The following is a 12376-nucleotide window of genomic DNA, read 5'->3' on the forward strand; positions in this document are numbered from 1 at the left end:
CGATCAGTGACCGCATGCCAATAGAATTCGCCCCAAGTGAATGCTTGAGTCATACAACCATTTATCGGCGTATTGAAGAGAATAAGCAACAAGGTGGCACTTTATATCAGCAGCTCCCTCGCTATGGTAAAACGCGTTGGAAAGGTGGCAAAAGGAAGCGTAATGCGGGTGTCAGCTTGATCCCAGACCGAGTAGATATCAGTGAGCGCCCGAAAATTGTAGAAGCAAGAGAACGAATAGGTGACTGGGAAGGCGATACGGTTCATGGGCAAAATGCTCATTTAGTGACATTAGTGGATCGCTGCAGTCGCTTTACCTTAGCACGACGAGTATTCAGAAAAACGAAAGAGGAAGTGAGTGATGCGATGATCGCTTTGCTTGGGCAGGTCGATACGGCATTGACGATAACCTTGGATAATGGCGGTGAGTTTGCAGGCCATATGAAGGTTCATGAAGCGACAAGAGCGAAGGTTTATTTTGCCAAACCTTATGCGAGTTGGCAGCGAGGAACGAATGAAAATACTAACGGTCGAATTAGGCGTTTTTGGCCTAAGAAATTCGACATGGCTATGCTGACAGAGGAGGAAATCGAGAACAGAATATTGCAACTAAATTTAACGCCAAGAAAGATATTAGGCGGGCTAACACCCCTTGAGGTCTTTACTGGTAAGCGTGTTGCACTTATTGCTTGATTCCAGCCGTAACTCAAACAAATCATCTATCAAATTTGCAAACTGGTTGCGAATAACCTCGGGAAGTTGATTTGATAAGCTATCACGCTGTCCCAAGGCCCATTGCCTGACTTCGTTGCAAACGGCTTTGATTGCTGATTCATGCGCTCCTAAAATATAGAGCTTCACCGATACGAAAAAAGTCAGCGCTTTGTATTGATCAAACTGATCACTATCTTGGGAAGGCGAATCCATTGTGCAGGAAAGGAAGGCAACAAAATAAAGCTCTTCAAGTTGTCTTTGTTTTTTTAGACTGTTGTAAAGTTTATGTAGATCTCCTGCTTCAACGCTCTGTAGGGGGCCTAAGATATTCTCAGCTCTATCAGTGACGATGCTCAGTTCAGGGAAGTCATCAATATACTGCGGCTTTAATAGCTGTGTTAGCCTCAAAATCTCTTGGGCTATCAAGGGGTGTGAGGCTTCAAGGGAAGGAGGGAATGCATTGCTCAGTGCGTTATGAATGATCTCTTCTTCAAACCGCGTTAGCGCCATAATTACCTCACTTTATTGTCTCAATTACAGACTCGAAAATTGATGGTTCTGTTGGTACTGTGAGCAGTGTTTCTTTTGATTTTTGCTTTGCTATACAACCCTTAGTCTTAGATACCATTTCAGCGAGTTTGACTTCAGAAACATGTTTAACAGCAAACATTTCTAACATGAGATTTGTGGGGATGTATTTATTGATAGCAGTGTGAAGTTCACCAAGGCTAGATTCGCTAACCGAGTTAAATAGTCGGTGACTGATAGTATTAATCCAAGCCATTCTTGCAATTTGCTCATCTGTCATTGTGCTAGAGTGATTAATGATGATTGAGCTGCTCACATTCAGTGACGCCAAGTTGAAAAATGGATGTTCAAAACCCGATATAATTTGTATTTCAAAAGGTTTTATTTCTACTGCGTGCAGTGTGAGCTGATGGCAAAAGCAATCACTTTGGGCAATATTTTTTGTGATCGCATTATTGAATAGGCGATTTAATGATGTTGAAAAATTATAAGCAGGCAACGCAGCATCATGAATCAAAACATGCCTGATTTTTGCTTTTTTCCTATCAGAGAATACTTGCATCAACATTACTTTTTGATTTTGCCATAGTCCCTATATAACACTGGCGCGCGGATTAAATCAAGAGTCTTATACCTTCGCGATTAAACGTCCAATCTGTTAGTGCATCGGCCAACCTAAACAGGCTACTACAAAGTGCCAAAACGGTTTAATAACTTAACTGACAGGTCCTCCTGTGATACGACACTTCTCAGTATTTTGACGTTAACTTACTTGCGATATACTCAAATTTATATGAGCTACTCTGATTCGACTGTTGATATAAGCCTTTAGATGCTTGGTTATGAGGGGTTTTGCGTCTTTTTTGGTGCATTGAGGAAAAAACTAATACTTTTTAGTGTTCAAACACATCTTTTTTCGGGTATTCATTGAAAATAATTTCAAACACGATGCGTTTCACAATAATGTATAGTGCATATAAAAATTATGCTCTAAGACCAAATGTACAGTGTAGGTTGAGTATTCTTTATAGCAGATTTAGTGTGCCACTAGATGAACGACTCTCGACGATAGAGTGTTAAGGCTTACTTTATAAGGCAATACCGTTCTAAGTCGGAGTATGTTCCTTTGCATTTTAGTATAAAAATTATACCAGGCCTGGTGACCATTTTTTTATCTTGGCCTAATAAAACCACTTTAAATGATATAAATCGAAGAAAATAAGGCTATAGTCAAAACCATGCTATCTTCTTGTTTTAAAATGATTTAACAGTTAATGTCGATAGGGTTCAATTGAAGCTGATTAAGATCATTTGGTCTGACAGCGGTCTCCAAAACCGATGGTTGCGAGTTCGAGTCTTGCTACCCCTGCCACATTTAGAAAAAGCCGAGCATTAGCTCGGCTTTTTTGCGTCTGGGATTTGGTGTTTTATTCAAGGCTATGCATCCAGACTTTCTATTAACTAAGGCTCTGCTGACTACTGGCTAAATCGGGTGTAGGCCGGGTTAACCTTCATATCGATTTTTCAAGCTTTTAGATTCTTCTGCTTAACAGATTTTCGTTTGCCCCATCATTGGCTTCAGCCTTGATTTTAGGCTATGTTCCATTGAGTGAGTAAGAGTTGGGCGTCATAAATTTAATGGAATGGGTATAAGCTGGTATCCTATCAATCATCGAAGCATGAAGGGCATTAATCAGAGTGGAAAAAGCGGCATATTTAGATGCGATGGGGATCAATAGGTGGGTACAGACTAGTAATGCAGCTAAGGCTTATATTATCTTAGTTGATAGTGTTGAGCCTGGTATTGAGCATCATCCTGTGATTAATTCAGTTTTGTCACTAATTGCGTGTCCTATCACCAACTGCTCATTTTCTGAGAAGGCGATTAAAGGAGCCGATGTCATTTGGGATATGCGACGTCTTAAGATGCCTAAATCTAATCCTGTACTGAGTTCAGCACCTCTTGCTGAGCTCATAAGAAAAGCAGAGGCTAAACGTGAGTTGTGGGATCAAATTGTAACCAATACAAAGAATCTCAGATAGGATAACTATGACTAGGCTAGACCAAGTATGCTCATTAAGCCACATAGATGCTGTGAGCATGTCTAAACTCGCAGCGATTGCACATTGCCACCCCATGAGTCTAAGAACCATTGAGAGCTGCTTTGGCAGCTTGTACTCCACATTCGGGCTTAAGGTTGAAGGGCATTTGGTGGGGTTCGCTATTCTTCATCAAATATTTGAAGATGCGACCTTGATGGATATCTGTGTCGCCCCCTCTGAGCAGGGGAGAGGATATGGTCACATGTTATTACAGGCTGTGATTGCTAATGCTGTTCAATCAAAAGCCGAGACATTATTTTTGGAAGTTAGAGCGTCGGGCCTGACTGCAAGACACTTGTATTCTCAGTATGATTTCAAAGAGTCTGGCATTCGTTTGTCTTATTATAAGACTGATAATGGTAATGAAGATGCCATCTTGATGGAACTGGCCATTAACGATAACCTCTAAAACCACAAAATTTAGATAAAAAAATAGCGTCGGCTAATGGTTCAGCGACGCTAGATGTCTCGCTAAGCGGCCTATTTAACTTCTTTACCTTGGGCTTGCAGATCAGCATGGTAACTAGAACGTACCATAGGTCCACAGGCTGCATGAGTAAAGCCTATCTCTTCGGCAAAGACTCTGAGTTCATCAAATTCTGCAGGTGGCACATAACGTTCTACCGGCAAGTGGAATTTTGATGGTTGCAAGTATTGACCTAGTGTTAGCATCTCAACATTATGAGCCCGCAGATCCCGTAAAACCTGAGCTATCTCTTCGTTGGTTTCACCTAAGCCCATCATGAGTCCAGACTTAGTCGGGATGTGTGGATGACGCGCTTTAAACTTTTTCAACAGATCGAGAGACCATTGATAGTTAGCACCGGGTCTGGCCTTACGGTAGTGCATAGGTGCAGTTTCAAGGTTGTGATTGAACACATCTGGCGGCTCGGTGGCCAAAATTTCCAACGCTGCATCGATACGTCCACGGAAGTCAGGGACTAAGGTTTCGATCTTGATATCAGGGTTGAGTAAGCGTATTTCACGGATACAATCCGCGAAATGTTGAGCGCCACCGTCACGCAAGTCGTCACGATCCACTGAGGTGATAACCACATATTTAAGCTTCATATCCCTGATGGTTTGAGCGAGTTTTATTGGCTCTTCGGCATCAGGCTTTAATGGCCGACCGTGGGCAACATCACAGAATGGGCAGCGACGCGTACAGATGGCGCCCAAAATCATAAAGGTGGCAGTACCGTGGTTAAAGCACTCGGCAAGGTTGGGGCAAGATGCCTCTTCACATACAGAGTGAAGACCATTCTTGCGCAAAGCCTGCTTTATTTCAGTGATCCTTTGGTTCGATGCCGGCAGTTTTACTCGCAACCAATCGGGTTTACGTAGCATGGTTGCACGCTCTGAAGGAACGATTTTAATTGGAATTCGAGAGAGTTTAGCTTCATCTCTTAGTTTAACTCCAGGTTGTAATCTTTCTGGCCTACTCATGACTCTGGCAATCCTTGATGATGAACTAGATTCTGATAGCCTAAGTTCTGGCTAAATGTTTTAACGAGTTGCTCTCCTGCCTCTTCGACAGTCTGCGGTCCGCCTAATGGCTTGCATTGCACCATTTCTAAACCGACATAACCACATGGATTAATTCGTTGAAACGGGCTCATATCCATATCGACATTAAGAGCTAAACCGTGAAAAGAACAGCCCTTACGGATCCTTAAGCCTAGCGATGCGATTTTTCGTTCATCGACATAAACGCCAGGGGCATCGGCTTTTGGATAGGCTTTAACTTGATATTTTTCAAGCATCTGCACTATGCTATTTTCAATATCGGTGACGAGCTGACGTACACCTATCTTGAGTCGTTTTATATTGATCAGAGGGTAAGCCACAAGCTGACCTGGTCCGTGATAAGTCACTTGACCACCTCGGTCGACCAGTATAACTGGTATATCACCCGGGTTGATAATGTGTTCACTCTTGCCAGCCTGACCTTGGGTAAACACAGGCGGATGTTCTACTATCCACAGTTGATCTGGACTAGATTCATCCCGGTTGTCGGTATAGTCCTGCATCGCGTGCCATACCGATTCGTAATCTTGCTGACCAAGATATCTAACGTGTAACGTGCTCTGAGACAAGGGCAACCCCCTTAAACAATAATGGCGGCATTATACTCCTCTAACCAATAAATGTAAGCTAGATCACATTTATTGGTGATGAGGAATGTTGAAGAAATTTACAAGTGTTTGATTTAAAATGTCATTCTCTAATCATAATTCGAAAGACAAGATTCTGCGACTATAAGACGCGCTTCACACCTTCAATGGCGGCAAGCTCTATATAGAGTGTCTCTACCTGTGCTTTATCCTGAACCGTAACACGAATGGTGATCGAATTATAAGTGCCTTTGCTGGACACCTTGGTGCTTGGAACGTAATCACCTGGAACGTGTTGTTGAACCACGGCAACGACTCTGTCGGCTAAGGTATCACTGGCATCTCCAATGATTTTAAACGGGAATGAGGCTGGAAATTCCATCACTTCATCAAATTTTGTATCTAACATATCTATAATCTCTTGCCGATGTAATAGGCTCTTTATGGAGCTCATTATACGTTTTTCAAGGAAGACTTGAAACAAAGAAGCCACCCTAAGGTGGCTGCAAATTTTGCTTATAAAAAATTCTAGCTAAACCAGCCGGCAAACATCTGCTTAAAGTAATCCATTAGCTTACTGAACCAGCTACCTTCATTGACTTCTTGCAGGGTGACTAGCGGGAATTGAGCGATATCTTTACCATTAAGCTGGAAGTAGATACGGCCTACGGTCTCGCCCTTGGCTAATGGGGCGGTTAACTCTTTGGTTAGCTCGAAGTTGGCTTGTAAGTTTTTAGCCTGACCACGGCTAATCGTGATGGGTGTATCTGTAATGACACCTAAGTCGACGGACTCTTTGTCGCCAAACCAAATTTGTTGCGAAACAAAGCTGTCACCGGCCTTGTATGGAGTAATGGTTTCGAAGAAACGAAAACCATAGTTGAGCAGCTTTTTACTTTCTGCCTTACGTGCAGTCTCACTCCTAGTGCCCATGACCACAGACACTAAACGCATGCCATCTTTTGTCGCCGATGTGACCAAGTTATAGCCGGCACCAGAGGTGTGCCCGGTTTTTATACCGTCGACATTCATGCTCTTGTCCCATAACAGGCCGTTACGGTTATATTGCTTGATCCCGTTATAGGTGAATGATTTTTGTTTGTAGACGGCATATTCGTCTGGAACATCGCGGATAAGGGCTGCCGCTAAGAGCGCCATATCATAGGCAGTCGACTTATGGTTATCAGCATCTAGTCCATGAGAATTTTCAAAAAAACTGTCGTTCATACCGAGCTGTATTGCCCAGGAATTCATCAGATCGACAAATCCATCTTCTGTGCCGGCAATATACTCGGCCATAGCGACACAAGCGTCGTTACCTGACTGGATGATGATGCCGCGGTTTAAGTCGTCGACGGTGACTTGCTTGCCGACCTCAATAAACATCTTCGATGAATCTGGGAAGTTCTTTGACCAGGCCTTCTCACTGATCGTGACTTCATCCTCAGGTGAGATATTGCCTACCTTGATTTCATGGCCTATGACATAACTGGTCATCATCTTAGTCAGGCTTGCCGGGTTTAGGCTCTGGTAAGCATTTTCTTCCGCAATGATCTGCCCTGTATTGTAGTCCATTAAGACATAGGCTTTCGCAGCGACTGTTGGCGCATTAGGCGTCACTACGGGTGCTGCATAGGTGAATGAGCACGCGATTGAGGTCGCAAGAATAAGCGTTTTTAAAGGGCGATTTAAAAAATTCATATCAACAAGGCACGTCTTATTTGGTTAAAATCGGAAAGCGAAATTGGTCGCAGTATATCACTAGTCGACTCTCTAATTCAGTGAAGGTTCATTAATCTTTTTTATATAAAAATAATCTTGGAGTCACACATCTAGCTCAGACACTATTGTGTCACCAGATAGCTTTGAGGGTAGCCATGATTTTTTAATTGTTGGTTTAACTCAGTCGCAAGCTGTTTCTGGCCTATAGGACCTAGTTGTAACTTATAGAGATTATTGACTGCTAGTATTCTTGTCTTAACTTGATATTTATTCTCTAGCTCTTTTGAGAGTGCATCTAGCTTAGACTTGTTTGATGATGCCAGCACCTGGATATAGTGAAGCTTGGTATTTTTGAGCTCAGCCAAGGCGTTCGACTCAGGACTTGCAATGTATATCACTTCGATTTTGACATTAGCCGTCCCTGTTTTAAGCATATCTAGTCTATGCGCTGCCGCATAGGACAGGTCTATTATTCGGTCTTCGTGGAAAGGACCTCTGTCATTAACCCTAACAATCACTTGCTTGTTATTCTTGGTATTGGTCACTTTGACATAGCTTGGCAGGGGCAATGACTTGTGCGCCGCGGACATGGAATACATATCATAAGTTTCACCGTTAGATGTCAGGTGACCATGAAATTTTGCGCCATACCAAGACGCAAGACCGGTTTGTTGAAAGTCTTTGCCAGAGTCTAATACCTGATAAGTTTTGCCTCGCACTGTGTAGTTTGTCTTATTCCCCCCCCGGCTATAAGCTTCATATTTTGGATGAGCGTCTTCCACCTTAGAGACATCTGGTGCACTGCTTGGGGCTTTATCATCAGCGAGTGCATATCGACTGCTGTTGCTGCTTTCTGAGCTAGAACATGCAGAGAGCGCTAATACAGCCAAAATGGCCAGTGTTGCTGTGATTCTTATATCAAATATCATAAAGGTTTCAGTTTCCAACCCAAGTCATTAATTATCATGGCTACTTGTTAGTCATGGGCCCGATAAATAAGTTAGCTTATTTAAAGAGAGGCGGCGAGTTTCAACTCTTGGCTAAATTGATACACAGCCATAGCGTATAGAGGGCTGCGATTATAGCGTGTGATCACATAAAAATTATTCAAGCCCAGCCAATATTCAGTATTTTTTTCTTGCTCCAATTCGACAACTAGTGCCGGTTGGGATACGTCGATATCTATGGCCACTGCCAAGGCTACGCTTGGTGATAAAATGTCGGCAACGGTATAGGTTAATTTCTCACCAGCCCAGACGTTAACTTGAGCAGGTAATTTATTATCCACCGATAAAGGCAGTACCACAGGGGCACCTGGTTGCCAGCCATGTTGGTGGAAATAGTTTGCTACGCTGCCAATGGCATCAACGGGATTGTTGAGCAGGTCCCTGCGTCCATCATGATCAAAGTCGACGGCATAATGGCGATAGCTCGAAGGAATAAACTGTCCGAAACCCATGGCACCGGCGTAAGACCCCTTGAGATTATTAATATCGAGTTGTTCATCTTTGATTAGCGTCTGTAGATTACTTAATTCTTTCCTGAAAAAGGTCGCTCTGGGCGGGTAATAGAAACCTAACGTATAGAGAGCGTCAACAACCGGGTAGTTACCCATGTAACCGCCATAGAAGGTTTCAATGCCTATGATGGCGATGATGATTTCAGCATCTACATCGAATTTTTTTGCTGCACGACTCACTGCCGCCTTATGCTTTTCCCAGAAAACGATGCCAGCCTCTAACCGTTTCTCAGTGAGAAATATGGGGTAATACTCATGCCAAGGTTTGGCTTCCCAAGGCTTGGTCATCGCATCTATGACACCTTGATCGTATTTCGCCGTATCGAGAAACTGTTGAACGTCTTGCTCCGTAAAGCCTAAGGCCTTTTGGGTCTGCATAAATTCAGTTTTTAATGGTGCCACGCTGGCATCATCAAGGACGCTAGTATTAGCCGTGGCCGAGATGGAAAATGCAGCTATTAGTAGAGTCATTACTAGTTTGGGTTTTATATTCACTGAAACCGCTCCCTGTATCTGGATAATGCTATGGGTAAAACCGCTAAGACGAGCGAGTAAAATACGTGAGTTTCTTTAAGCCTGTCTTAATCCACTGAAGAAAGTTTCAGCTTACATGCTTGCTAGGAGAAAGCCTATAAGCTGTCTTAATCGTGTTGATTTATCTGTCGACAAATCGTCTATGGGTATGAATGCTCATCAGAATGCCAAATCCTGCCATCAGTGTCATCATGGAGGTACCACCATAACTGATTAGCGGCAGGGGGACACCGACAACAGGTAGCAGGCCGGAAACCATGCCAATATTAACGAAAATGTAGACGAAGAAGGTTAGGGTGATGCTCCCAGCCAGGAGGCGGGCAAAACTGGTCTGTGCCCGGGATGCAATCACTAGTCCTCTGCCTATCACATAAAGGTACATGAGCAGCAAGAGCGCACTGCCTATCAGGCCAAATTCTTCACCAACGACGGCAAAGATAAAGTCGGTGTGGCGCTCGGGTAAAAATTCCAGTTGTGACTGGGTTCCTTCTAACCAACCCTTACCCCAGGGCCCACCCGAGCCGATGGCAATCTTAGATTGTATGATGTGGTAACCGGCGCCTAGGGGGTCTTTTTCAGGATCGAGCAAGGTGAGGACGCGGGTCCTCTGATAGTCATGCATCAAGAAAAACCAGAGTACGGGCAGCATAGCTAATATACCGCCCACAAAGGTACCCACAATCGCCCAGCTCATGCCCGATAGAAACAGCACAAAAATGCCAGACGAGGCCACCAGAATTGAAGTGCCCAGATCCGGTTGTTTGGCGATTAACAGTGTCGGCACCAGCAAGATAATTCCGGCTCCGACCAGATATCGTTTCTTTGGTGGTAAGGGGTACTTACTGACATACCAAGCCATAGTGATGGGGAAGGCCAGCTTAATCAACTCCGAGGGTTGGAACTCCATGAAGCCTAGGTTGAGCCAACGTTGCGCCCCCTTATTGATCTCACCGAAGAAGTGGACCCCAAGTAACAAGACGATTCCGGCAAGATAGATTGGAAAGGCCCAACGCCTGAATACTTCGGGATTTATCTGCGCCACGATAAACATGATTGCCAGAGATAAGCCCATCCTGACTAGCTGTCTTTCCATTAGGGCTAAATCTTCACCACCGGCGGAATAGATGACGAATAGGCCGAACACCATCAAGCTCAAAATACCGAGTAATAATGGCAGGTCTAGGTGCAAGCGTTGCCAAATATTAGGCTTGTGGTTTTGTGAACTCATCGAAGGTGCTCCAAGGTATCTCTTAACAGATATTCATCGAGTAAGGCTTTGGCTACTGGCCCCGCGTTGACGCCACCCCAACCCGCATTTTCTAATACCACGGCGATCACTATGGTGGGATTCTCGAAGGGGGCATAGGCAATCGTCAAGGCGTTATCACGAAACTTCTCTGCGATTGCATCGGCATCATACTCGGTATCTTGGGCAACACTAATGACCTGGGCGGTACCTGTCTTCATTGCGGCTGTGTAGGGGGAATCTTTGAAACGTTTCTTATGGGCTGTGTCTCTCATGGCCTCATTGACTATGTTCCAGTTGTTGGCGTTATTTAGCTCGATTGGTGCCATTTCATCGATTGGAGTGTCGATTTTGGAGGTACTGTCTTTGATCGACTTGAGTAGGTGCGGTGTGAAGCGCCTCCCCTTATTGGCCAAGATAGCCGTTGCGTTAGCGAGCTGCAATGGGGTCGATGTCCAGTAACCTTGTCCTATCCCCACCGAAATAGTATCGCCAGTATACCAAGGCTGGTTGTAGCGCAGACGCTTCCAGTCTGTAGAGGGCATGATCCCGGCGGATTCCTCGAAGACGTCTATCCCAGTACGTTCACCGAAGCCGAAAGGCTCCATAAACTTGGCAATCTTATCGACGCCAGTCTTGTAAGCCAGATCATAAAAATAAATATCACATGAATGCATTAACGCAGCTTTGACGTCTACCCAGCCATGTCCCCACGGCTTCCAGTCTCGATATTTTCTGGCAACGCCTGGGATTTGCCAAAAGCCGGGATCCCAGATCCGGGTCTTAGGCGTGACTATGTCTTCATCCAAACCGAGCAGAGCAAGGAGGGGTTTGACCGTCGAGGCTGGCGCATATTGTCCTTGGGTTGCGCGATTGATCAATGGCCTGGATGTCGAGTTAAGCAGTTTATTGTAGGCTTTGCTGCTGATGCCATGAACAAATAAATTAGGGTCGTAGGTGGGGCTGGAGACTAGGGCCAAGATACCACCATCACGCGGGTCTATGGCTACCACTGAGCCTCTTCTGCCGTTTAGCAGTTCCATGGCTTTTCGTTGTAAATCTAAGTCTAAGGTCAGGTAAATGTCCTGCCCAGGCTGTGGAGCCACAGATTTTAGCGTGCGTATGGTTCGCCCGCGATTATTGACCTCTTCCTCTAGATGACCTGGCTTACCATGAAGTAAACTTTCATAGAATTTTTCTATGCCCAGCTTACCTATATCTTTTGTTGCGGCGTAGTTTTTCCATTGTTCACTTCGTCGCAGTCGCGCTTGATCTCGGTCGTTGATGCGGCCCACATAGCCCAATGCATGCGTCATCAAACCATCATAGAGGTAATGTCGCTTGAGACCCGCAATCACAGAAATACCCGGGAATTTATGCTGGTTAACACTAAAGAGTGCAACCTGCTCCTCGGTTAAACGATTCTTCAAGGTGAGCGGTTTAAAACGCCGGTGGTGTTTCAGGGATGCAATAAAATCTTGCTGCTCATCGACCGTGATGGGGATGATCTGGCTTAGCTCTTCGAGCATCTCAGGGATGTTTTTTATCTTTTCAGGGATAAGTTCCAAAGAGAAAAATGGCCGGTTCTCGGCTAATAGTTTGCCATGACGGTCATAAATCAAACCTCGACTCGGGGGGACGGGAACGACCCTGATACGATTATCGTTCGAGCGGGTTGCGTAATCTTTGTATGAGAGAATTTGTAGGTGATATAAGTTTGCTAGCAGTATGCTTAAGAGGATGACTACGCAAGCAAAAGTGAACAAGGCTCTTCGTTTAAAAAGCGATGCTTCAGCTGCGTGGTCATGCATCGTAACTCGCTTTCTTGGTGCCACTTACATTTTCTCCGGCTTAGCAATCGGCAAAAGCCTGCTTGTTAGCGAAAAAAGTCCGGTTA

The 12376-nt window shown here is 44.6% G+C and carries 13 protein-coding genes; 3 read left to right on the forward strand and 10 right to left on the reverse strand.

The window, feature by feature from the left end:
- The coding region (locus HRU42_RS12125) for an IS30 family transposase (RefSeq protein ID WP_295031480.1) at positions 1-692 on the forward strand (692 nt) is incomplete at its 5' end.
- Here HRU42_RS12125 and HRU42_RS12130 read toward each other — a convergent pair.
- Positions 642-1223: a hypothetical protein gene (locus tag HRU42_RS12130; RefSeq protein WP_295031482.1), complete on the reverse strand. Its 582-nt coding sequence runs from the start codon at positions 1221-1223 to the stop codon at positions 642-644. The genes HRU42_RS12125 and HRU42_RS12130 overlap by 51 nt on opposite strands.
- A gap of 7 nt (positions 1224-1230) precedes the next feature.
- Positions 1231-1803 (reverse strand): hypothetical protein, encoded by a 573-nt coding sequence (locus HRU42_RS12135; protein ID WP_295031484.1) that lies wholly within the window; start codon positions 1801-1803, stop codon positions 1231-1233.
- A gap of 1136 nt (positions 1804-2939) precedes the next feature.
- Here HRU42_RS12135 and HRU42_RS12140 point away from each other — a divergent pair.
- Together HRU42_RS12140 and rimI are read left to right on the forward strand one after the other, a co-directional pair.
- Positions 2940-3284 (forward strand): hypothetical protein, encoded by a 345-nt coding sequence (locus tag HRU42_RS12140; RefSeq protein WP_295031486.1) that lies wholly within the window; start codon positions 2940-2942, stop codon positions 3282-3284.
- Positions 3285-3342: 58 nt separating this feature from the next.
- Positions 3343-3753, forward strand: a complete 411-nt coding sequence (gene rimI, locus HRU42_RS12145) for a ribosomal protein S18-alanine N-acetyltransferase (RefSeq protein ID WP_295031488.1) — start codon at positions 3343-3345, stop codon at positions 3751-3753.
- A gap of 71 nt (positions 3754-3824) precedes the next feature.
- On the opposite strand, the gene lipA is transcribed toward rimI, so the two are convergent.
- From lipA to mrdA, 8 genes are all read right to left on the reverse strand, one after another.
- Positions 3825-4790, reverse strand: coding sequence for a lipoyl synthase (gene lipA, locus HRU42_RS12150; protein ID WP_295031490.1), 966 nt, complete (start codon positions 4788-4790; stop codon positions 3825-3827).
- Entirely contained in the window at positions 4787-5440 is a 654-nt protein-coding gene (gene lipB / locus HRU42_RS12155) for a lipoyl(octanoyl) transferase LipB (RefSeq protein WP_295031492.1), read from the reverse strand. Before lipB ends, lipA begins: the two co-directional genes overlap by 4 nt.
- Before the next feature lie 160 nt (positions 5441-5600).
- Positions 5601-5867, reverse strand: a complete 267-nt coding sequence (ybeD, locus tag HRU42_RS12160; RefSeq protein ID WP_193633302.1) for a DUF493 family protein YbeD — start codon at positions 5865-5867, stop codon at positions 5601-5603.
- Positions 5868-5986: 119 nt separating this feature from the next.
- Complete coding sequence (locus tag HRU42_RS12165; RefSeq protein WP_295031494.1) at positions 5987-7159, reverse strand: serine hydrolase; 1173 nt, start codon at positions 7157-7159, stop codon at positions 5987-5989.
- Between the two features lie 143 nt (positions 7160-7302).
- Positions 7303-8109, reverse strand: a complete 807-nt coding sequence (locus tag HRU42_RS12170) for a septal ring lytic transglycosylase RlpA family protein (protein ID WP_295031495.1) — start codon at positions 8107-8109, stop codon at positions 7303-7305.
- Positions 8110-8189: 80 nt separating this feature from the next.
- Complete coding sequence (gene mltB, locus HRU42_RS12175; RefSeq protein ID WP_295031496.1) at positions 8190-9194, reverse strand: lytic murein transglycosylase B; 1005 nt, start codon at positions 9192-9194, stop codon at positions 8190-8192.
- 160 nt (positions 9195-9354) lie between these two features.
- Positions 9355-10461, reverse strand: coding sequence for a rod shape-determining protein RodA (gene rodA, locus HRU42_RS12180; RefSeq protein ID WP_295031498.1), 1107 nt, complete (start codon positions 10459-10461; stop codon positions 9355-9357).
- Positions 10458-12314, reverse strand: coding sequence for a penicillin-binding protein 2 (mrdA, locus tag HRU42_RS12185; protein WP_295031500.1), 1857 nt, complete (start codon positions 12312-12314; stop codon positions 10458-10460). Before mrdA ends, rodA begins: the two co-directional genes overlap by 4 nt.
- Positions 12315-12376: the final 62 nt, after the last annotated feature.

This window comes from Shewanella sp. (assembly GCF_013214165.1).
In the GTDB taxonomy this organism is placed as follows: Bacteria; Pseudomonadota; Gammaproteobacteria; order Enterobacterales; family Shewanellaceae; genus Shewanella.

What these genes read in the sequence shown, in the direction of transcription:
- HRU42_RS12130 (WP_295031482.1), bottom strand. Translation starts at nt 1,223, where the DNA reads ATGGCGCTAACGCGGTTTGAAGAAGAGATCATTCATAACGCACTGAGC.
- HRU42_RS12135 (WP_295031484.1), bottom strand. Translation starts at nt 1,803, where the DNA reads ATGCAAGTATTCTCTGATAGGAAAAAAGCAAAAATCAGGCATGTTTTG.
- rimI (WP_295031488.1), top strand. Translation starts at nt 3,343, where the DNA reads ATGTCTAAACTCGCAGCGATTGCACATTGCCACCCCATGAGTCTAAGA.
- lipA (WP_295031490.1), bottom strand. Translation starts at nt 4,790, where the DNA reads ATGAGTAGGCCAGAAAGATTACAACCTGGAGTTAAACTAAGAGATGAA.
- ybeD (WP_193633302.1), bottom strand. Translation starts at nt 5,867, where the DNA reads ATGTTAGATACAAAATTTGATGAAGTGATGGAATTTCCAGCCTCATTC.
- HRU42_RS12165 (WP_295031494.1), bottom strand. Translation starts at nt 7,159, where the DNA reads ATGAATTTTTTAAATCGCCCTTTAAAAACGCTTATTCTTGCGACCTCA.
- HRU42_RS12170 (WP_295031495.1), bottom strand. Translation starts at nt 8,109, where the DNA reads ATGATATTTGATATAAGAATCACAGCAACACTGGCCATTTTGGCTGTA.
- rodA (WP_295031498.1), bottom strand. Translation starts at nt 10,461, where the DNA reads ATGAGTTCACAAAACCACAAGCCTAATATTTGGCAACGCTTGCACCTA.